This window comes from Vibrio sp. (genome assembly GCF_050299255.1).
In the GTDB taxonomy this organism is placed as follows: domain Bacteria; phylum Pseudomonadota; class Gammaproteobacteria; order Enterobacterales; family Vibrionaceae; genus Vibrio.
The window spans coordinates 21943-43095 of record NZ_JBNKVP010000018.1; the positions used below are offsets into that span (position 1 = coordinate 21943).

Annotated in this window: 15 protein-coding genes and 1 pseudogene; 7 read left to right on the forward strand and 9 right to left on the reverse strand. The window is 51.0% G+C overall.

The genetic code is table 11. The features are described from left to right. Positions 1-5: 5 nt before the first annotated feature. The 3 genes from ACQY6F_RS07420 to ACQY6F_RS07430 all read right to left on the reverse strand — a co-directional run bounded on the left by ACQY6F_RS07420 (position 6) and on the right by ACQY6F_RS07430 (position 3363). A complete protein-coding gene (locus tag ACQY6F_RS07420; RefSeq protein WP_428773328.1) occupies positions 6-1469 on the reverse strand; it encodes a mannitol dehydrogenase family protein in 1464 nt (487 codons plus the stop codon). A gap of 64 nt (positions 1470-1533) precedes the next feature. Then, on the reverse strand, positions 1534-2835 hold the full coding sequence (locus ACQY6F_RS07425; RefSeq protein ID WP_428773329.1) for a TRAP transporter large permease: 1302 nt from the start codon (positions 2833-2835) through the stop codon (positions 1534-1536). A 15-nt stretch (positions 2836-2850) separates the two neighbouring features. Further along, a complete protein-coding gene (locus ACQY6F_RS07430; protein WP_428773330.1) occupies positions 2851-3363 on the reverse strand; it encodes a TRAP transporter small permease in 513 nt (170 codons plus the stop codon). A gap of 304 nt (positions 3364-3667) precedes the next feature. Here ACQY6F_RS07430 and ACQY6F_RS07435 point away from each other — a divergent pair, with 304 nt between their 5' ends. The 4 genes from ACQY6F_RS07435 (at position 3668) to ACQY6F_RS07450 (ending at position 9505) form a co-directional block, all read left to right on the forward strand. Then, positions 3668-4651: a TRAP transporter substrate-binding protein gene (locus ACQY6F_RS07435; RefSeq protein WP_428773332.1), complete on the forward strand. Its 984-nt coding sequence runs from the start codon at positions 3668-3670 to the stop codon at positions 4649-4651. Positions 4652-4746: 95 nt separating this feature from the next. Further along, positions 4747-5532, forward strand: a complete 786-nt coding sequence (locus ACQY6F_RS07440; protein WP_428773334.1) for an FCD domain-containing protein — start codon at positions 4747-4749, stop codon at positions 5530-5532. A gap of 137 nt (positions 5533-5669) precedes the next feature. Continuing rightward, on the forward strand, positions 5670-6854 hold the full coding sequence (uxuA, locus tag ACQY6F_RS07445; RefSeq protein ID WP_428773335.1) for a mannonate dehydratase: 1185 nt from the start codon (positions 5670-5672) through the stop codon (positions 6852-6854). A gap of 362 nt (positions 6855-7216) precedes the next feature. Beyond that, positions 7217-9505 carry a glycoside hydrolase family 3 N-terminal domain-containing protein gene (locus ACQY6F_RS07450; protein ID WP_428773337.1) on the forward strand — a complete coding sequence of 763 codons (2289 nt, stop codon included), beginning with the start codon at positions 7217-7219 and terminating at the stop codon, positions 9503-9505. 105 nt (positions 9506-9610) lie between these two features. On the opposite strand, the gene ACQY6F_RS07455 is transcribed toward ACQY6F_RS07450, so the two are convergent. Both ACQY6F_RS07455 and ACQY6F_RS07460 read right to left on the reverse strand, forming a co-directional pair. Next, positions 9611-10618 carry a substrate-binding domain-containing protein gene (locus tag ACQY6F_RS07455; protein ID WP_428773339.1) on the reverse strand — a complete coding sequence of 336 codons (1008 nt, stop codon included), beginning with the start codon at positions 10616-10618 and terminating at the stop codon, positions 9611-9613. A gap of 93 nt (positions 10619-10711) precedes the next feature. Continuing rightward, positions 10712-11869 (reverse strand): peptidase C39 family protein, encoded by a 1158-nt coding sequence (locus tag ACQY6F_RS07460; protein ID WP_428773341.1) that lies wholly within the window; start codon positions 11867-11869, stop codon positions 10712-10714. An 80-nt stretch (positions 11870-11949) separates the two neighbouring features. Here ACQY6F_RS07460 and ACQY6F_RS07465 point away from each other — a divergent pair, with 80 nt between their 5' ends. Continuing rightward, entirely contained in the window at positions 11950-13401 is a 1452-nt protein-coding gene (locus tag ACQY6F_RS07465) for a RimK family protein (protein WP_428773342.1), read from the forward strand. Between the two features lie 128 nt (positions 13402-13529). Here the strand turns inward: ACQY6F_RS07465 and chrA are convergent, their stop codons facing one another. Continuing rightward, entirely contained in the window at positions 13530-14666 is a 1137-nt protein-coding gene (chrA, locus tag ACQY6F_RS07470; protein ID WP_428773343.1) for a chromate efflux transporter, read from the reverse strand. 102 nt (positions 14667-14768) lie between these two features. Next, complete coding sequence (locus tag ACQY6F_RS07475; RefSeq protein ID WP_428773345.1) at positions 14769-15683, reverse strand: LysR family transcriptional regulator; 915 nt, start codon at positions 15681-15683, stop codon at positions 14769-14771. Between the two features lie 119 nt (positions 15684-15802). On the opposite strand from ACQY6F_RS07475, the gene ACQY6F_RS07480 reads away from it, so the two are divergent. After that, positions 15803-16801 (forward strand): NADP-dependent oxidoreductase, encoded by a 999-nt coding sequence (locus ACQY6F_RS07480; protein WP_428773347.1) that lies wholly within the window; start codon positions 15803-15805, stop codon positions 16799-16801. A gap of 301 nt (positions 16802-17102) precedes the next feature. Then, positions 17103-18722, forward strand: a pseudogene (locus tag ACQY6F_RS07485) (SulP family inorganic anion transporter); the annotation flags it as partial. A gap of 189 nt (positions 18723-18911) precedes the next feature. Here the strand turns inward: ACQY6F_RS07485 and ACQY6F_RS07490 are convergent. Together ACQY6F_RS07490 and ACQY6F_RS07495 are read right to left on the reverse strand one after the other, a co-directional pair. Next, entirely contained in the window at positions 18912-19703 is a 792-nt protein-coding gene (locus ACQY6F_RS07490; protein ID WP_428773348.1) for a slipin family protein, read from the reverse strand. Then, complete coding sequence (locus ACQY6F_RS07495; protein WP_428773349.1) at positions 19700-21058, reverse strand: NfeD family protein; 1359 nt, start codon at positions 21056-21058, stop codon at positions 19700-19702. The genes ACQY6F_RS07490 and ACQY6F_RS07495 overlap by 4 nt, the downstream gene beginning before the upstream one ends. Positions 21059-21153 lie beyond the last annotated feature (95 nt).

The following is a 21153-nucleotide window of genomic DNA, read 5'->3' on the forward strand; positions in this document are numbered from 1 at the left end:
CCCCATTACAGCGCGGCGACGGTGGCACGAGCACCTTTATCCAGTAGTGACTGGTAGGCTGAACTCACCGCATCGATAACGCGGCTATCTTTACCCAACTCACGTGGGAAGATGGCTTCAACCGACAACAGGGCAGGGACGACAGAGACATTCAAGCCATGCTGATCACAGATGTCGCGCAGGGATTCGGCCATAGGATCACGCACGTCGATTGGGTTACCTTGCTCATCAACACCAGCGATATAGCGCATCCAACCGGCGATAGCCGTGGCTACCCAGCGAAAATCTGAGTCGTTGGCCAGGTGGTATTTGAGGCTACCGCCCATTCGCTGAGGAATTTTCTGGCTGCCATCCATCGCGATCTGCCAGGTACGGTGTTTCAGGCTAGGGTTGATAAAGCGGTCGATCAACAGGGTCGCGTAGCTTTCCAGGTTGGTCCCTGCCGGCATATTGAGAGAAGGAGCTTGCGCTTTCATCATCATATCAAAAGCGGCTTTGCGATAGCCTTCATCGGTCATGGTATCGGAAATATGCTCGTAGCCGCCAAGGTAGCCCAGGTAGGCCAAGAATGAGTGGCTGCCGTTCAGCATACGCAGTTTCATTTCCTCGTATGGTACGACGTCGGCGACAAACTCAGCCCCAGCGACATCCCAGTCCGGGCGTCCGGCGACGAAGTTATCTTCAATCACCCACTGGCGAAACGGCTCACAGGCGATACCACACGGGTCGAAGACGCCAAGCAGGGATTCGATCTCGGCCAGCGTATCATCGGTTGCCGCCGGCACAATACGGTCGACCATAGTACAAGGGAAGGTAACATTGGCTTCGATCCACTGAGCGAAATCAGCGTCCAGTAACTGAGCAAACTCAAGAATCGCCGCTTTGGCAACATGGCCGTTTTCCTGCACGTTATCGCAAGACATCACGGTGAAGGCCGCTAATCCGCGTTGATGACGAAGTTTCAGCGCCTGAACGATATAGCCCAGAGCGGATTGAGGCTGCTCTGGATTGGCCAGATCGGCCTGTACCAACGGATTATTTTTGTCCAGTTTGCCGGTAGCCGGATCGGCGCAGTAACCTTTTTCGGTGATGGTCATAGAGACGATGGCCACCTGAGGTTCGGCCATTTTTTCCAGTACTGTGTTTTTGCCATCGAGTGTTGGGTGTAGAGACTCTGTCACCGCGCCAATCACTTTCACCTGGGTGGAGCGCGCCCCTTTTTCTGCCACCGAATAGAGATGGTTCTGTTCGCGTAGTGATTCGATCAGTGATTCGCCACCAAACAGGTTGACCTCACAAATGCCCCAGTCGCTGCCAGTTTTTGCCAGCATTTCGTCAGTAAACAACGCCTGATGTGCGCGGTGAAAGGCACCAAAGCCAAGATGGACGATCCGGCTTTTAAGTGCTTCACGCTGGTAGTCTGGCCACTGAGTTTGGTCATTTAGCGTTGAATTGGAGATGTTTTTCATTCTTTAAATCCTTTTTCCCGCCACGCTGTACGTGGCGGGTTTATAAGTAGTGGTTAGCAGATGATCAGTAGCCAAGAATCAGGTTTGGCAGGAACAAACTCAGTTCTGGAATAAAGGTGACGGCCAGCAGAGCGGCAATCAATGCGCCGTAAAATGGCAGTAGCGGTTTAATCACTTTATCGATGGAGATATTGGCGACTGAACAACCGATGAATAGTGCACTGCCCACTGGAGGGGTACAGATACCGATCGCCAGGTTAAACGTCATCATGATGCCGAAATGCACCGGGTCGACACCCAAATCCAGCGCGATAGGCAGGAAAATCGGTGTGAAAATCAACACGGCTGGAGTCATATCCATAAAAATACCGACAATCAACAGGATGATGTTAATGATCAGCAGAATCATGAGTGGATCTTCAGAGACCGCCAGTAGCGCATCGGCAATCATGTACGGGATATCCGCATTGGCCATCGCCCAGGACATGCCCATGGAAGCGCCGACCAGCAGCAACACGATAGACGTGGTGACGGCAGATTCCAGTACAATCTTTGGAATGGTTTTCCATGGTACTTCACGATAAATAATGACTGCCAGGATAAAGGTGTAGACCACCGCGATGGCCGAGGCTTCGGTTGCCGTGAAGATTCCACCGATAATGCCGCCCATGATCACGACGATCAGCATCAGAGAAGGCGCCGCTTTGAGGAACGTGTCCCAGACCATGGCAAAAGTGGGTTTTTCCGCGACAGGGTAACCACGTCGTTTGGCAATGAAACCCGCTACCAGCATCAGGCTGAGGCCCATCAGAATACCGGGGATGTAACCCGCTAGGAATAGCGCAGCGACTGAAGTACCACCCGACACCAGAGAGAACACAATCAAAGTGTTACTCGGCGGGATCAGTAGCCCTGTTGGACAGGAGGTGATGTTTACTGCCGCAGAATAGTGTTCGTCGTAGCCATCTTTTTTCTGCAAAGGTGACATCGTTCCGCCAACTGCCGCCGCAGAGGCTACCGCTGAGCCGGAAATGGAGCCAAACATCATGTTGGCCATTACGTTTACGTGCGCCAGTGAACCTGGCAGGCGTCCGCCCAGTACCTTGGCAAAGTTAATCAGGCGAACCGCGATACCACCCTGGTTCATTATGTTACCCGCCAGGATAAAGAACGGGATGGCCAGTAAGGCAAAGTTGTCCAATCCAGCGGCCATGCGCTGCGCCACCACGGCGATGGCAGGTTCAAGTGGTAAGCTCAATAATATAGTGGCCAGAGAAGACAGCCCGATTGCAAATGAAACCGGTACACCAATCGTTAGTAAGACAGCAAAGCTGCCAAATAATGTAAGAATTACTTGCCAATCCATTGTGGATTCCTTTTATTAATCGATTTGTGAATCGGTGATCAAAGCGCCACCACACATAAGTTTTTTAACCCGCTCATAGAAGTACACGGCCGAGTAGAAAATCATCAGTGCGCCGCTTATCGGTAAGCAGAAGTAGATGTAACCCATCTCTAGACCGAGAGCCGGTGTGACCTGGCCTGTGGCGAGGGTTTTGCTTGCCAGTTGTATTCCGCCGTGAACCAACACGATATAGGCAAACAAGGCAATCGCGAATTGGATAACCAGCTCGTTGATGAGCTTACGTTTGCCCTTTAGCTTCATTGTCAGCAGGTCAATCGCCAGGTGGCGTTTTTGCCCGGTGGTGTATGCGGCACCAATTAACGCAACCCACATAAACAGGTAGCGGGCAAGTTCATCGGTTACTGTGCTTGGTTTACCAATCACATAGCGCGAAATAACCTGCCACACCACACAAAACACCAGAAAGCTGGAAAGTGACACCGTGAATAGGGCCAAGCCTCTATTTATATACCGGACTATTCGATTCATTATCGTTCCCTTTAAGTAAAGATAACTCACTCTATTATCGTAATTGGTATGCCAAAGTGAGTGTGTTGCCCTGTGTTGCATACACAGATTCTTTTAAACTGGGTTGGATTATATGTAGCTTATATTGATCTTCATGTGACAATGCTCACATTAAGATTGGTTAACCAAATTGGTCAACCAAAGTGTGACAGGTGTCATCAATTTGTCATTATTGGTTTGACCGTGACCAGGATGAGTGGAAAGATGCCTCCAGAACAAGCGAGAACCCTACAAATTGGAATACCAATTCACGGAGAACAATAGAATGTTTAGAAACAAAACCCTACTTTGCACTCTGGTCGGTGCTGCTCTTAGTCTTGGCGCAACCGCCTCTGCTTATGCGGCGACTACACTGAAACTCAGCCATAACCATCCTCGTGACCACGCGGTACATAAGGCGATGGATTTCATGGCAAAAGAAGTAAAAGAACTGACGAACGGTGAAGTCCGCATCCGTATCTATCCAGATGCACAGCTAGGCACCCAGCGCGAATCGATGGAACTGATGCAAAATGGTGCATTGGACATGGTGAAAAGTAATGCCGCTGAACTGGAAGCATTTTCGCCAGCGTATTCGGCCTTTAACCTGCCGTACCTGTTCCGCGATAAACAGCACTATTACAACGTAACTGATGGTGAGATTGGCAGTGAGATTCTGAACTCATCTCGAGATAGTGGCTTTATCGGTGTGACCTATTATGATGCCGGCGCCCGTAGTTTTTACACTTCCAAGCCAATTAATACACCAGCCGACCTCAAAGGGATGAAAGTCCGGGTGCAACCAAGCCCGACCGCCATTGCTATGGTGAAGTCTCTGGGCGGAAACCCAACCCCTCTTGCTTATGGTGAACTGTACACCGCTTTGCAACAGGGTGTAGTGGATGCAGCGGAGAACAACATTCCTTCATTCAGCTTAAGCCGTCATAGTGAAGTGGCTAAGTTCTTTAGCATGGATGAACACACCATGGTGCCTGATGTTCTGGTGATTTCGACTAAAACGTATGATGGCTTGACCAAAGAACAGCAGCAGGCCCTGGCGAAAGCAGCAAAAGATTCATCAGAGTATATGAAGCAGCTGTGGGCTGAATCAGAAGCTAAAGAACGTTCGAAAGCCGAAAAGATGAATGTGACCTTTGTGTCGCCGGATAAAACCGCATTTGTACAAGCTGTCCAACCTATGTATGCAGAGCTGGAAAAGTCTAATCCAGACCTGAGCACTTTGGTGGACCGTATCAAACAGGTGCAGTAATTAAATTTCTTATATAAAAGTTAAGGTGTTGCCACAATTGTGGAACTATAGGTTGACCAATTTTTAAAGGTCATTATTATTGGCTTGATTAGTTGATGGAAATGATTGCACGATTCCCCATGATGCCTTTTGAACCCAAGCGTGCCTATCAAGAGATAGGCCTAGTACTCAGACAGCAGCTTATTGACGGCCACTATGTGGTTGGTGACAGGTTGCCACCAGAGCGTGATATTGCCGAACGCCTGAATGTCAGTCGTACGGTTGTGCGTGAAGCCATTATCATGCTTGAGCTAGAAAACTTGGTGGAAGTGAAAAAAGGCTCGGGTGTCTACGTCGTTAACATTCCGTCAGCTAACAACAGTCGTGAAAATGTGATTAGTGACGATGCTGGTCCGTTCGAGATGCTGCAAGCCCGGCAACTGCTGGAAAGCAATATTGCCGAGTTTGCCGCTACCCAGGTAACCCCGGGAGACATCCTGAGAATGCGTGCAGCGCTTGAGCTGGAACGTCAGGAACTCGCCGGTGGAACCAGCGAGCATGCGGGTGATGAGAAGTTTCACATGTGTATTGCAGAAGCAACTCAGAACTCAGTGCTGGTGGATATGCTTAAGCAAGCCTGGGAACGGCGTCAGAATAGCCCAATGTGGAAAAAACTACATTCCCATATTGGTGGAGTCGACTATCGCGAAGAATGGCTGGACGATCATGCCAAAATCCTTGCTGCTCTGCAGCGCAAAGACCCTATAGCGGCCAAGAATGCTATGTGGCAACACCTGGAAAACGTCAAACAGCGCCTGCTGGAGTTGTCTGACGTAGATGACCCGAACTTTGATGGATACCTGTTCAGTTCCAACCCGGTAGTGATGCTGGGTACTAAATAAGAACAACAGTTAACCCATTAATAACTCGGTTAAAATAACGTAACTACAACCGTAGTTACACCCAGATAAAAGTCGTTATTGCACTTTAGCTTGAATAATTTGAGCGGGATAAGTGCGTCTTAAAAAAGGTGAGTGTCATGGAACAAACTTGGCGTTGGTATGGACCCGGTGACCCGGTCTCATTGGATGATATTAAACAGGCAGGAGCAACCGGAATTGTCACTGCGTTGCACCATATTCCAAATGGCGAAGTATGGACTAAGCAAGAAATCCTCAATCGCAAAGAGATCCTGGAAGCCAAGGGATTTAACTGGTCTGTCGTCGAGAGTGTGCCAGTTCACGAAGAAATTAAAACTCGAACCGGTGCGTACCAGACCTGGATTGAGAATTATAAACAGTCGCTGATCAACCTGGCGGAATGTGGCATAGATACCGTGTGTTATAACTTTATGCCGGTACTGGACTGGACCCGCACCGACCTGGAATACCAGCTGGCTGATGGTTCAAAAGCCTTGCGATTTGACCAGATTGAATTTGCAGCGTTCGAGCTGTTTATTCTTAAGCGCCCAGGCGCCGAAACAGAATATTCAGAGCAGGAAATTGCCGAGGCTCGCAGCCGATACGAATCGATGAGCCAGGCTCAGGTCGAAAAACTGACCGCCAACATCATCGCCGGTTTGCCGGGTGCTGAAGAGGGCTATACCTTAGACGAATTCCAGGCGAGGCTCGATACCTACCAAGGCATTGATAAAGAAAAGCTCCGTGAACATATGGTGCTGTTCCTGAATGAATTGATGCCGATTTGCGAGCAGTATGGCCTGAAGCTGGCAGTACACCCGGACGATCCACCACGCCCGATTCTTGGATTGCCACGTATCGTCTCGACTATAGAGGATATAGAAGCACTGGTTACTGCCGTTCCGAGCAAAATGAATGGCATCACCATGTGTACCGGTTCGTATGGTGTACGTGGCGACAATGACCTGGTACATATGATTGAAAGCTACGGTGAGCGCATTTACTTTACCCATTTAAGGTCGACTCAGCGGGAAGATAACCCATTGAGCTTCCATGAAGCGGCTCACCTGGATGGCGACGTTGATATGTACAATGTCATTAATGCTCTGCTGAAAGAGGAAAACAAGCGCGAACAAAACGGCGATACCCGTCGTATCCCAATGCGCCCAGACCACGGTCACCAAATGATTGACGATCTGAAAAAGCAAACTAACCCAGGCTACTCATGTATTGGTCGCCTGAAAGGTTTGGCTGAGATCCGTGGGGTTGAACTGGCGCTGAAGCGGGCGTTTTATACCAAATAATCGACAAACAGTTAACTAAGGCCGGTTCGTGCTTCCCCTCATGAACCAGGCCTATTGTTCCTTGCCTTTCTCTTATCAAGAGTTGATTACTGTTCATCAGTAATCGACTCTGCGTTTCCTCTGCTTACCCCCGCAATATCCCACGACACACTAATTGGTTTTCCAATTTTTTTGATGTGAAAATTCATAAATAAATGTATTTAAACTAAATTAATTCTCAACCATTTGAGGTGAACGCGGTTTTGTTTGTTGTTTTATTAATATTGGTCGATCAATATCATAATTTGGTTGTTTTTTGGTTAACCAATATGAATTGATGAGTACAATGATGTTGAGTTCAATAACAAGGACGAAACAAAACAATGAAAACCTTTTACCTTACCTCTACTGCATTAGCTGTGCTTCTCGCTGGCTGTAATGATGACACCGTGGTCTTTCCTGATAATCAGGCGAGGCTGGATTCTCGAACCGTTGAGATAATCAGCAAAGACGGCTACCAATTTAAAGACTTGAATAAAAATGGTCGGTTAGACGTCTACGAAGACTGGCGCCTGCCAGTCGCCGAGCGTGTGGAAGACCTGGTGAGTCAAATGACGCTGGAAGAAAAAGTCGGCATGATGCTTATCGATACGATGAATGCAGGGGCGTACGGCAAGCTAAACGCTACCCATGTCAATTACATCGACGACCAGAAAATGACCCGCTTTATTTTCCGCAATCCGATCTTAACCCAGCAAGAACTGGATGCGATGGACCCTGCTGACCGGGACCCTGGCGGTGCCACGGTGGGAGGCCGCGCCAGTGCCCCAATTTCCCCGTATGAAGCTGCCCAGTATATGAACTCAGTACAGGAAATGAGTGAGGGGACTCGTTTGGGTATTCCGGCGTTATTCAAATCCAACGCCCGTAACCACATCGATCCCAACGCCAAGCCTGGAATCAACGTTTCTGCCGGGGCACTGTCTGAATGGCCAAAAGAAGCGGGATTAGCCTCTGCTGCGCTCGGTGAGGGCAACATGGAACTCATTGAAGAATTTGCCCAAATCATGAATTCCGAATGGAAAGCGATGGGTTTGCGAGGAATGTACGGTTACATGGCCGACCTGTCGACAGAGCCGCGCTGGTATCGTGTGCATGAAACCTTCACTGAGGATTCCGATCTGGCGTCTGATATTATTGCGACACTGGTCAAAAAGCTACAGGGGCCTGAAGTAAGTGCCGAAAGTATTGTCCTGACTATGAAACATTTCCCGGGCGGCGGTCCGCAGTTCCTTGGACTGGACCCACACTATTTGGCCGGGCAGCATCAAAGTTACCCAAGCGGTATGTTTGACTACCACGTAAAACCATTTAAAGCCGCGATCGACGCCGGGGTGGCAGCACTGATGCCATATTACGGCATCGTCGGCGGCGGTGAATGGAAACTATCCGACCTGGCGTCAGGGGTGACAACCGCGCCCGATGGCACCAATTTGCATGTGGGGACCGACAAAGACACGGGAATAGACCTGGCGCTCGGTGATGTCGTGGCTGATCGGGTGCAGGATACGGTTCGAGTGCCATTTAACCGCTACAGTACTACCGTTGGTACCCCAGCTGGCAATGTAGGAATCGCTTTTTCCAAAGGCATTCTGGATGACTTACTCCGGAAGGAGCTGCAGTTTAAAGGCGTGATCAACTCCGATACCGGCATTATTAACGAACCGAACGTTGGCTTACCGGATCACCAGACAGTGCAGAATAACCGTGCCTGGGGCCTGCAGGACAAGTCAAAGAACGAGCTGTTCCAGACTGCCATTGATGCGGGTACCGATGTATTTTCTGGATTCCACAACAACTCCGATGTACTGGATGTGGTCAAACAGGGGCTGGTTTCCGAGCAACGTATCGATGAGTCGGTAAGACGCCTCCTGACCGTGCAGTTTGAACTGGGTCTGTTTGAAAACCCTTATGTCGATCCGGTTCGCGCTGAATATGTCGTCGGTAACGCTCAATACCAAACTAAAGCCCAGCTCGCACAACGTAAATCGATTGTTCTGTTGGACAACAAATCTTCGTTGCTTCCACTGCCAAGTGGTGATGCGGCGGCCAGCAAAAAACTCTATACCATGGGGGTTAAAGAGGGCGTTGCGGAGAAATTTGGTTATCAGAACGTGACCGTGGGGGATTCGTCCCAGGTGACATCTCGTCCTAGTGCGGCCGGCCATGATTACGCGCTGATTCGGGTGCGGGTCACCAACAAAAATACCGGTTTACTGGTGTTCGGTGGCGCGAAATTCAATCAGGTCGATATTCTGGACTTCTCAAGTATGGCCAATGCTGACAGCTGGGAAATCAGCCCGTCACTGGATGAAATTAAAGCCGTCATGAGTGAAGTGGGCGCGGAAAACACTGTTTTGTCGGTATACTTCCGTCAGCCATTCGTGTTGGATGACGCCAGCGGTATGAAAGATGCTGGTGGGCTGCTGGCCACCTTCGGTGCCCGGGACGAAGCCTTGATGGATGTGGTTACCGGTCAATTTGCTCCAAACGGCAAACTGCCATTTGCTCTTGCCAACAGTGCCGATGCCATCATCAGACAAGCGTCCGACGCACCAGGATATGCTGATGAAGATACCCTGTATCCGTTTGGTTATGGTTTGAGCTACTAAGACAACGTTGACTCAAAGGAGTGATAACAGCCAGAGCACCAGTTTCTCTCTCTGGCTGTTAGACGAAGTAAAAAACGCCAGCTTTTAGACACCGGCGTTATTTTTTCAAAGCGGCGCGTGGCTTACTGACGCCCGCTGCACCAGGACCGGCATAAACAGGTTGTGATCTTTGCCCTCACTGTCCGGTTCATTGGCCAGTTGTAAAGAGAGTTTAACCGCTTCATTAGCCATCACCTGAATAGGGTAACGGATGGTGGTGAGGCGAGGGTAGATGTGCCGGGCGATATCACCATCGTCAAAGCCGATGATCGACATCTGCTCCGGAATACGAATGCCGTTTTCCTGTAACAGCACCAGGCAACCTGCCGCCATGTAATCGTTGTAAGTCGCAATGGCACTGATGGGGGTATTCTTGGCCAGCAGATTGACCATCGCCTGCTCGCCGCCGGTTTCATCCGGTTCACCGTATTCTATGTATTCATCTCGCGGCTCAATGCCGTAATCCCGCAGTGCATCCAGGTAGCCTTCTTTGCGGTCATGGGCATCGTCAATGTCGTGGCTGGAGCAGATATAGCCGATGTGTTTATGGCCGTTGCGAATCAGGTGTTCGGTGGCCATGTAGGAGCCTTTGCGGTTGTCCAGTGCCATACAGCGAGCGGCGATAGCCGGCACCATACGGTTGATCAATACCAGACCGGGAACTTTCTGCGCCAGCTCTGCCAGTTCTTCGTCGCTCATCCCTTTACTGTGAATCACCAGGGATTCACAGCGGCTGTTCAATAGCAGGTTGATCGCATTACGTTCTTTGTCGGCATCATGATAGCCACTGCCAATAAGCAGCTGTTTTTCCTGAGCGCTGGCAACAGTATCAATCGCTTTAACCATAGTGCCAAAAAACGGCGCAGAGACATCGCCGACCACTACACCAATCGCATTGGAAGATTTGCTCACCAGCGCGCGGGCATTGGCGTTGGGCCTATAGCCTAGCTTTTCCATCGCAGCTTTTACTGCCGTGACCGCTTTTTTACTGGTATGGGGGGCATTGTTGATAACGCGCGAAGCGGTGGCGATAGAGACGCCGGCCTCTTTAGCGACATCTTTGATGTTAACCATAGAATCCTCAGGCAAATTGGTTCGGCACATTTAACACTGGAATAGTGCCGAACTCAATTGCGCTATGCCGATAGCAAGCCCGAAATCAAGCTTTTAGCTTTGATCAGCTGCGGATGGGACTACTTTGTCCTGCTGTCGCTGTGACCTTGGCTGATCGGCATCCAACTTGCGATGAATCACCACACAGGCGGTCTGCTTCTGTTTACCGAAGCCGATGATTTGCGTCAGGCTCTCTTTGCTAACCGGGATAAATGCCGAGGCTGCAGCGGCTTGTTTGGACTCGGCATACGGGTCGTGAAAGAAGAAAAACTTATCACTGACGCCGGTCAGAATAATCCAGTGCGGCTCTTTATAGCCGTTGAAGCGGTAGGTGCTGATCAACAGTAACACGCAGGCGCCCGCCGTCACCCACTGTTCCAGCTGGCTGGTTGAGGGCGGTTCTTCAATCACATCGATACCCAACTGTTTGATTTGCTGACAGAAATCCTGATGCACCAGTTCGATCACGTCTTTCTTCTTCTCATCCCGGACACTGTCGATAAACGGCGTAGAGTGAGATTGGGTCCATAACTCAACCTGAAAACCACGCCGGTGCGCCGCCAGCGCTAATCCCTGGCCACTGCAGCCACCGTGACCTGCGGCCATATAGATGGTGGTGGCTTCGCGCCACAGCTGCAGCTCCTGGGTGCGGGACATCTCCTGCTCCGAAGAGAGGGTGGCAAAACTCATTAACAGGCAGGCCGCACCACAGGTAAAAGGGGTGGTCTGGATGTACAGCGGCACCGGTAACAGCAATTTGTCTTTTTTGGGTATCAGCCGCTTTTGCATTCGTAGGCCATTGGCCAGGTCGTCATAATAGTGGATCAGTACTTTTAACGGCCGGTAGCCCAGTTTTTCATATAATTTTCGCGCCGAGATATTGTCTTCGCGCACTTCCAGTCGTAATGTGGTGGAACCGTGGTCGAGTGCTGACTGTTCACACTGCTCAAGCAGTGACTGAGCGATGTGTCGCCCTCTGAATTCTGGTTTTACGGCAATTGAATACAATCGAGACAGTTGTGTTCCCTTGTGAAAAAGCAGTAGTGCATAACCAACCAATTGGTTCTCACAGATGGCGACAAGTACCTGGCTATGAGCGGACTGTAAAAAGCGCTTCATCTGCCTGGGCGAAATCCGATCACTCTCAAACAGCGTCAGCTCCAGCGCGTTGAGATCGTTGAGATCAGTAGTTGTCGCTTGGCGAATTTCCATGGTGGACCCTTACAAGATTGGCGATTGCATCTAGATTAAATAGCAGGAATTCAACTTTTGCTAGAGCTGGATAACAATAAATGGCAAATCTACTTATCGTCACCGACCAAGCCAGTGATTGGCGTCAATATTTTCCTTCAGATCAGGTAATTACCGTTGATAACTACCTAAAATCAGACTGGACTGAATCGAATAAAAATCTCCAGGTGGTTAACTTGTGCCGTGACTACGGTTACATGAGTAACGGCTATTACTGCTCTTTGATGGCAGAAGCACGCGGGCATAGGGTGATTCCGCGGGTGATGGCCATCAACGACCTCACTCAGCCGTTCTTCATCTCGTTAAAGCAGTCGGCATTCGGCAAACATTTTTCCAGGCAAAGCGAGATCCGTTGCAAAATCTACTTTGGCCGGACGCCAGAGCCCGGGCTGGAAAAAGTCGCCCGGCGACTGTTCGAACAGTTTATGGTCCCCATCGTGGATGTGGTGCTGAAAAAACTCGACGACCAGTGGCAACTGACGTCGATCCGTTTCTGTCCGTTTCAGGATCTCAGCGACCCGGAGCAGGACTTCTTCGCCGAAGCGCTGGAGATGTTCTCCCACAAAGTGTGGCGTGCGCCGAAACCGAAGAAAAAGCACCGCTACGATCTGGCGATGCTGGTTGACCCGGATGAAAAAATGCCGCCGTCCGATCCGCCGGCACTGCGCCGTTTTCATCGCGCGGCCAGTCGGCTGGGGATGAATCTGGAAACCATCGGCCCGGACGACATGTCCCGGTTAGGTGAGTTTGACGGGCTGTTTATTCGCGCTACCACCAACATCAGCAACTTTACCTACCGGTTTGCCAAAGCAGCGGAGCAACTGGGGCTGGTGGTGATGGATGATTCTGAATCGATCATGAAGTGCACCAATAAGGTCTTTCTGACCGAGTTGCTGACCCGTAACCAGGTCCCGGTGCCGAAAAGTGTCATCTTGCATGCGTTTGATCCGGGCTGGAAACAGGCGCTCATGGACGCGCTCAGTTTTCCGTTAGTGCTGAAAATTCCCGATGGCGCGTTTTCGCGTGGCGTGGTGAAAGTAAAGGATGAAGCTTCGCTGGAAGCCGAAGCTAAGCAACTGTTTGCCAAAAGTTCTTTGATTCTGGCTCAGGCGTTTATGCCGACCGATTATGACTGGCGCATCGGCGTGATCAATCGCCAGCCTATTTACGCCTGCAAATACATGATGAGCCGCGGCCACTGGCAGATTTACCAGCACCACACCAGCGGCCGGGTGTCCTCTGGCGGGTTTGAAACGCTGGATTTAAAGCAGGCGCCAAAGAATGTAGTCGATATTGCGGTCAAAGCGGCCAATTTGATCGGTTCAGGAATTTACGGGGTGGATTTAAAAGAGATCGACGGCAAAGTGTACGTGATTGAAGTGAATGACAACCCCAGCATTGACCACCACATTGAAGATGCCTTTCTGGCTGATCTGCTCTACGACCGGGTGATGACCGAATTCCTGCGCCGGATTCAGATGCGAGGCTTTTAAGCCTAATTAATCGGCGATTGGTACCGGCGAGCCAGATCCATAGCGGTAACACAAAACCACCACCTCAAGCAGTTGGTGGTTGTTATCAGTAGAATGCCATTGATCAAACGTGCTGTAAGAAAGGCGAACTATAACAACAGTGCGCCGGCGCTGATAAATAGCACGACCAGCCAAACCAGCGGCAACTTGAGCTGTTTAAGCGCATACAGGCCAACCAGAATAAGGGCGAAATCCAAACCACTGGTTACAGCAGAGCTGAAAACGGGCTGATACAGCGCCGCCAGCAGCAAACCCACTACCGCCGCATTAACGCCCAACAGAGCGCCGCCAACCCTAGGCATTGCAGCCAGCGTTTGCCAATGCTTCAGCACTCCCAGCAGCAACAGAAAGCCGGGCAGAAAAACCGCCAGCGTGGCAAGCAGCGCACCCAGCAGCGGCGACTGTGGCAGCATGGCGTAACCCAGGTAGGTGGCAAAGGTAAACATGGGGCCGGGTACTGCCTGGGCGGTGGCGTAGCCGGTCAGGAACGCATCTTGTGGCAGCTGTTGGCCGACAATGTTTTGCAGCAGCGGTAACACTACATGGCCGCCACCAAACACCAGGCTGCCGGCCTGGAAAAAGTCGTTAAACAGGCTCAATGCCGGAATGTAACCGGCGAATAGCGGTAAAGCTAGCAGTAACAACACAAACACGATTAAGGGCGCCCAGGAGGGGCGGAAAGTCTGGTCGGGCAGCGGATTTCCTGCGGCCAGCCAACGACTGCCAATGCCGGCGGCCAAAAGCAAAACCGCAAACTGGCTGATTAGCCCGGGGCTTATCAACAGCACCACCGCGGTAAAGATACACAGGCTGACGGTTAAGCGGCTTTGGCAGAAATTTTTGTACATGCCCCACACGGCATCTGCCACTACGACCACCGCCAGTAGCTTCAGACCATGGACTATCGATTGGAACAGCGCCATATCGGTCAGGCTGGCCGCCAATGACGCCAACAGCAACATGATCAGCACTGAAGGCAGGGTAAAGCCGAGAAACGCAGCGCAGGCACCGGTTAATCCGGCGCGGTGGTAGCCGATAGCGAAGCCGACCTGGCTGGATCCCGGGCCGGGCAAAAACTGGCTCAAGGCGACAATCTGCGCATATTCTTGTTCATTCAGCCAGCGCAGTTTTTCGACAAAGGTGTGGCGAAAGTAACCGATATGCGCCGCCGGGCCGCCAAAGCTTATCCATCCCAGGGCAAAAAAAGTTTTAAATACAGACAGCATGTTCCATCACTCGTTGGTTTTAGCAGGAGCACTGTAAGTAAAGCCGAAGATTGTTGCAATTTGATAGTATTTACAAAATGTTAAGCAGCACCCAGTCCCCGTTTACCGATAGTCAAACTGGCCTTTCACCCGCGCGGTAATAAAGTCGACCGCCGCTTTCACTTTAGGGGTGGCATAACTGGATTTTTGATACAGCATATATACCGCCAACTGCTGATTTTGGGTAATGTTGAGTGGTTCTGGAAAAGTCAGTTCCAGCAGTTCACCCGTGTCCAGACTCGGCTGCAGTACCCAGCGGGGCATCATCAGAATACCAGCCCCTTCAATCGCCCTGCGAAGCAGCCATTTGCCGTTATTGGTGGTCAATACGCTGGGGGCCGACACCTCCTGCCACTGGCCGCGAATTTCACTCAGCCAGGGGGTGGGGCCAATCGGCGTTTTAAAGTACAGCCCGAGGTGCTGCTTTAGTTCCGTTGTACTGGCTGGGGTGCCGTTCTCTGCCAAATACCCGGGTGACGCTACCGGAACAAACTGGTTATCCATCAGTTGAATTGCCACTACCCGTTCATCCGGCGCAAAGCCGCCACGAATGGCGATATCGACATCATCCCGGCCGAGTTTGGACAGCTCGTCGCTGAGCACCACATCCAACTCAACGTCAGGGTAGAGGCCGGAGAATTCATCCATCAGCGGAATCAAAATATTCTCGCCAAAGCCGACCATGGAACTGATCTTTAGCCGTCCGGTCGGGCTGGTCTGGTAATCTCGTACGGCCTGGTCGCACTGTTCCAACTGCTCAAGCAATCCTGAAACCTGCTGCAGGTACTGTTGTCCCACTTCTGTCAGTGCCACGGTGCGGGTGGTGCGAGTCAGCAACTGGGCACCCAGGCTGGCTTCCAAATCGGCAATCCGCCGCGATACCGACGATGCCGGCACATTGAAGCGCTTGGCCGCGGCGGTAAAGTTGCCTGCTTCTGCTGTGGCGGTGAAGTACTTAAGTGCTCTGAGTTGATCCATCGTTGACTCATTGTTGCTTTTAAGACAATAGAGTTTAGCATTTTAGCCGCTATATCTTGCAAAAAATATGGTTAATATGGTGCTTACAAAACAGAAAACATCCATATCAGGAGATAGTCATGTCACGCTACACAGAAATTTTGCTTAGCCAACGTCCCGATGGTAACCCAATCGGTCCTCAGCTTTTTCAGGTGGTAGAAAAGGAAATCCCTACCGCTGGCCCGGGTCAGATTCTGGTGAAACAGACCCATATGTCGCTGGATCCGGCCATGATAGGTTGGATGAGCCCGGACACCGAAAGTTATATTCCACCGGTGGAACTTGGCACCGTGATGCGCTCCAGTGGGGTGGGTGAAGTGGTTGAATCAAACCATCCGGATTTCGCTGTCGGCGATAAAGTGATGGGCATGATGGGCTGGACCGAGTACCTGCTTAGCAACGGCAAAGGTATCAACAAAATTCAGCCTGGTGTGGATGCCGAAATGGCGCTGTCCGTGTTCGCTCTGCCAGGTTTAACCGCCACACAAGGGCTGTTTAATGTCGGTAAACCGAAACCGGGTGAAACACTGGTAGTGACCGGTGCGGCAGGTTCGGTTGGTTCTCTGGTGGGTCAGCTTGCCAAAGCCGACGGGCTGCGCGTAATCGGCGTGGTCGGCAGCGATGAGAAAGCGGATTGGATCGTCAATGAACTGGGCTTTGATGGCGCGATAAACTACAAGTCAGACAACCTGGAGCAACAACTGGCTGAGCTAACTCCTGATGGTGTGGATGTGTTCTTTGAAAATACCGGCGGCCCGATCCAGCACCATATCTTCAACCGGATGAACGCCCACGGTCGTGTGGTGGTGTGTGGGATGATTGCTGATTACGTCGCGGAAACTCCGGCACCTGGCCCGAACTGGATGCAGGTAATTAAAAAACGTCTAACCATCCAAGGCTTTACTATGCCGGATCATTTTGGTGACGTGCCTGCACTGTTGGCAAAACTGACCCCATACGTAATGGCAGGCAAAATCAAATATCGCGCCCATACTATTGAAGGGTTGGAAAGCGCGATGACAGGGCTTAACCTGTTCTTGAGCGGCGAAAACAAAGGTAAGTTGATCGTCAAACTTTGAGTTTGCCAGTTGAAGAGCTACTCGCCTTACCAGTGAGATTAGTTTGACGGGTTAAGTCAAAGCGCCACCGAAAAATAACGGTGGCGCTTTTTTGTCGCCCGCCAAATTGCCCCATTGGCAAAAAATGTGTTCATCCGGATAAATCGGGCTATTCGTCTCGTTTTTAGTTTCCGATAGATTTCGCCTTGCAAATAGATGCTGTTATCCAATCAATAACAATTATCCAACAATAACTTCCGTTGTTTCAGTATGCCATTCGTAGGATAATGTGACCTCTTTCCCACTCTGCTCAGAGAATATTATGCTTGCGCTTTTAGAAGCCAAAAAGGCTGGCTTATTGCGGCCGCAACATTGGCTAAATAACGTCGTCGCCGGGGTAATTGTCGGGGTCATCGCATTGCCATTGGCGATGGCATTTGCCATTGCCTCCGGCGCAAAACCCGAACAAGGCCTGTATACCGCGATAATTGCTGGCTTGTTTGTGTCTATTTTTGGTGGCAGCCGCCTGCAAATTGCCGGGCCGACCGGGGCTTTTATCGTGGTGCTGTCCGGAATTACCGCCAATTACGGTATCGAAGGTTTGCAACTGGCCAGTTTAATGGCCGGGGTAATGCTATTGCTGCTCGGCCTGGCGAAAATGGGCTCAATTATCAAGTACATTCCGGATCCGGTGATTGTGGGTTTTACCGCCGGGATCGGGGTGATTATCTGGGTAGGTCAGTGGAAAGACTTCTTCGGTTTACCGGCGATCAGCGGTGAACATTTCCACATCAAGCTCTATCACATACTGCAAGTGTTCCCCCAGTTTCATCTCACCACAACGCTACTGGCGGTATTTTCGTTGCTGCTGGTCATCTACGCGCCAAAAATTGCGCCGCTAAAACGGGTTCCAGGCCCGTTGATTGCTTTGATTGTGGCAACGCTACTGCAAGTAGTATTTGAGTTTGATGGAGTGAGAACCATTGGCACTGCGTTTGGCGGAATCCCACAAGGCCTGCCGGAATTCGCCCTGCCAGAAGTCACCTGGGCTAAATTGATCGAACTGATTGGCCCGGCGTTTACCATTGCCATGTTGGGAGCAATTGAATCGCTATTATCCGCCGTGGTCGCAGACGGCATGGCAGGCACCCGGCATGACTCCAACCAAGAGTTGGTTGGCCAGGGGCTGGCCAATATCGCCGCGCCTCTGTTTGGCGGATTTGCTGCAACCGGGGCGATTGCACGAACGGCAACCAATATTCGTAACGGCGGTACCAGCCCGATTGCCGGTATCGTTCACTCGCTGACCGTGGTCCTGATCCTGCTGCTGCTGGCACCTTACGCCGTGCACATTCCGCTGGCGGCACTGGCGGCAATCCTGTTTGTGGTGGCATGGAATATGAGCGAAGCCAGGCACTTTGTGCGCATGATTCGCCGTGCACCGCGAGCCGATGTGGTGATTTTGCTCATCACCTTTGGCCTGACGGTATTTGCTGACCTGGTTGTGGCGGTGAATATCGGTGTTATCCTGGCAACACTGCACTTTTTACGTCGTATGGCGTCGAGCGTCGAAGTTCGTAAGGCGACTGATCAGGAGCTCGAGCACGAGTTTGCCCAGGCAGGGCTGGTGGATTTACCGCCCGGCGTTTTGGTGTTTTCCGTTGAAGGTCCGTTCTTCTTCGGCGCCGTTGAAAACTTTGAGCGCGCGTTAGCCGGTACCCACACCGATCCCAAGTACCTAATCATCCGCTTAAGATGGGTACCATTTATCGATATTACCGGTCTGCAGACGCTGGAAGAGGTGATTGGCGATCTACATCAACGCGGGGTCACTGTGATGCTGTCCGGAGCTAAATCACGGGTTAGCGCCAAACTCGCCAAAGCAGGCATCATAGAGCTGATTGGGGCAGAGCATAACTTTACCAATTTTGAACAAGCGCTGCGCTCACTACAGCAGTCGGGCGATGTTAGCGACGAAAGCCTGCCGGTGCAGCAAATTGCGGCCGATGATTCAATCAAATCCCTGTTGCAATCCACGCCGGAAGATAAGCCACAATAACCGACTCTACATAGTGTGCGCCGTAATTCCTGAGCAGATAATGACTCGGGATTACGGCGTTTTTTTTTGTGGTTACGAACCGCTTTTGTTACTGGGAGGCTGTTTCTTAAATAGGTTGTCCATCAGCTCCATCGGCATGGGAAATAAGATGGTGGAGTTTTTCTCACCGGCGATTTCCGTCAGGGTTTGCAGATAGCGTAATAAGATCGCGTTTGGCTCTGCCGCCAGACGGGTTGCTGCCTCAACCAATTTTTCTGATGCTTCCATTTCCCCGGAGGCGTGGATGACTTTGGCCCGCCGGACCCGTTCGGCTTCCGCCTGTTTAGCAATGGCGCGGATCATGGTTTCGTTCAGGTCGACGTGCTTAATTTCAACGTTAGATACTTTTATGCCCCAGCCATCGGTACGGGAATCCAGGATCGACTGAATATCCGCATTCAACATGTCCCGGTTGGCCAGCATTTCATCCAGATCGTGCTGACCCAACACCGATCGCAACGTGGTTTGCGCCAGTTGTGAGGTGGCGGCCATGTAATCTTCCACATTGATGATCGCTTTTTGGGAATCGACCACCCGAAAATAAAGCACCGCATTGACCCGAACGGAGACGTTATCCCGGCTGATCACATCCTGAGTGGGTACGTCCATCACCACGGTACGAAGGTCTACCCTGACGATTTGTTGGATCAACGGAATTACAATGATCAATCCCGGACCTTTAACTTTATCAAACCGTCCCAGGAAGAAAATAACGCCACGCTCATATTCGCGCAGCACGTGAAACATCTGAAATGCAATCACCAGGACCAGTACTACAATCAGTACCGGCGTTAGCATTTCACCACTTAACATTAGCTCTTTCATTTTTTCTTACTCCCAGATACTTTCTGCACCCGTAAGGTCAGGCCATCGACGGCAGTGATTCGCACCCTATCCCCGCGCTGCAGGGGTTGGTCAGAAATGGCAGCCCATCGTTCACCTTCAATGTCGACAAATCCCTGCTTGGTAAAATCTTCTGCGACGATAATCTCATAGCCGATCATCGATTCCATTCCGCTTACCACCGGACGTTTGCGCAGGTTCCAGAAACTGCCCAGGACAAAAACGATGAACGCGGTTGAGGCAAAGGCGATGCTGTAGATGAGTGTCATGGAGATCTGTAATTCCGGAATGTCGCTATCAATAACAAAAATGGATCCCAGTACGAACGCGACTACCCCGCCAAACCCGAACAGACCGAAACTGGGTACCATCGATTCGGCAATCAATAATGCGATCCCGACCAGCATCAATCCCAGCCCGACGTAATTGACCGGTAACAGCTGGAATGAATAGAGCGCAATCAGTAGCGAAATCGCGCCGATGATTCCGGCGATACCAAAACTGGGGCTGTAAAACTCCAGCAGCAGGCCATACACACCGATCATCATCAGGATATAGGCGATGTTGGGGTCGGTGATGGTGGCCAAAAATTCATTGCGCCAATCTGGTTGGCGGCTTTCCAGCTCAGCATCGGCAAAATTGAGCACCCGGTTACTATCGTGAACTTTTATCGCCAGTCCATTGAGCTTATTCAACAGGCGCTGTGGGTCGTCCGCGATCAGGTTGATCACATTGAGTTCCAGTGCTTCGGTCGATGAAAGTGTGGCTGCTTCACGCACAGCTTTTTCAGCCCACTCAACATTTCTACCCCGAAGTTGCGCTAATGAACGGATATAAGCGATGGAATCATTGAGTATCTTTTTCTCCATTGCGGTGGGTTCGGATGCTTTCTCTTTCTCGTCATCACCCCCACCACCGGGACCGCTGATGTTGACCGGAGTTGCTGCACCCAAAGTGGTGGCCGAAGACATGGCCGCGATATGGCAGGCATAAAGGATATAAGTACCGGCACTGGCGGCTCTGGCACCTTGAGGGTAGACCAGACACAGGATGGGAACGTCAGAGGCTAGGATCTGCTGGTTGATGTCGCGCAGGCTGGAAACCAGTCCACCCGGAGTATCAATGGTGATAATTAGTGCCGGAATATTGCGCAGAGCATTCGCTCGCTTGATTTCGCTAATCAAGTAGTCGCCCACAGCGGGGCCAATAGCCCCACTGATAGTTAAAACCGGTACAGTTTTGGATAACGGCCTATCAGGCTCTACCGTGTCATCAGCGTACGGTGTGGTGAGTCCGAACAGGCAACTCAAGGTTATCCCTATCAGCCAACGATACATCTGATTATTCCACAATGAGATACCTTATCAGTGTAGTTCAAAATAACGGATGTCAGATAACCGGTGAAGCAATAGCCAGGCCGTTGGTATTAGGA

Excerpts from the sequence above, each read along its gene's own strand:
- ACQY6F_RS07420 (WP_428773328.1), bottom strand. The coding sequence starts at position 1,469 with ATGAAAAACATCTCCAATTCAACGCTAAATGACCAAACTCAGTGGCCA.
- ACQY6F_RS07425 (WP_428773329.1), bottom strand. The coding sequence starts at position 2,835 with ATGGATTGGCAAGTAATTCTTACATTATTTGGCAGCTTTGCTGTCTTA.
- ACQY6F_RS07430 (WP_428773330.1), bottom strand. The coding sequence starts at position 3,363 with ATGAATCGAATAGTCCGGTATATAAATAGAGGCTTGGCCCTATTCACG.
- ACQY6F_RS07435 (WP_428773332.1), top strand. The coding sequence starts at position 3,668 with ATGTTTAGAAACAAAACCCTACTTTGCACTCTGGTCGGTGCTGCTCTT.
- ACQY6F_RS07440 (WP_428773334.1), top strand. The coding sequence starts at position 4,747 with ATGGAAATGATTGCACGATTCCCCATGATGCCTTTTGAACCCAAGCGT.
- uxuA (WP_428773335.1), top strand. The coding sequence starts at position 5,670 with ATGGAACAAACTTGGCGTTGGTATGGACCCGGTGACCCGGTCTCATTG.
- ACQY6F_RS07450 (WP_428773337.1), top strand. The coding sequence starts at position 7,217 with ATGAAAACCTTTTACCTTACCTCTACTGCATTAGCTGTGCTTCTCGCT.
- ACQY6F_RS07455 (WP_428773339.1), bottom strand. The coding sequence starts at position 10,618 with ATGGTTAACATCAAAGATGTCGCTAAAGAGGCCGGCGTCTCTATCGCC.
- ACQY6F_RS07460 (WP_428773341.1), bottom strand. The coding sequence starts at position 11,869 with ATGGAAATTCGCCAAGCGACAACTACTGATCTCAACGATCTCAACGCG.
- ACQY6F_RS07465 (WP_428773342.1), top strand. The coding sequence starts at position 11,950 with ATGGCAAATCTACTTATCGTCACCGACCAAGCCAGTGATTGGCGTCAA.
- chrA (WP_428773343.1), bottom strand. The coding sequence starts at position 14,666 with ATGCTGTCTGTATTTAAAACTTTTTTTGCCCTGGGATGGATAAGCTTT.
- ACQY6F_RS07475 (WP_428773345.1), bottom strand. The coding sequence starts at position 15,683 with ATGGATCAACTCAGAGCACTTAAGTACTTCACCGCCACAGCAGAAGCA.
- ACQY6F_RS07480 (WP_428773347.1), top strand. The coding sequence starts at position 15,803 with ATGTCACGCTACACAGAAATTTTGCTTAGCCAACGTCCCGATGGTAAC.
- ACQY6F_RS07490 (WP_428773348.1), bottom strand. The coding sequence starts at position 19,703 with ATGAAAGAGCTAATGTTAAGTGGTGAAATGCTAACGCCGGTACTGATT.
- ACQY6F_RS07495 (WP_428773349.1), bottom strand. The coding sequence starts at position 21,058 with ATGTATCGTTGGCTGATAGGGATAACCTTGAGTTGCCTGTTCGGACTC.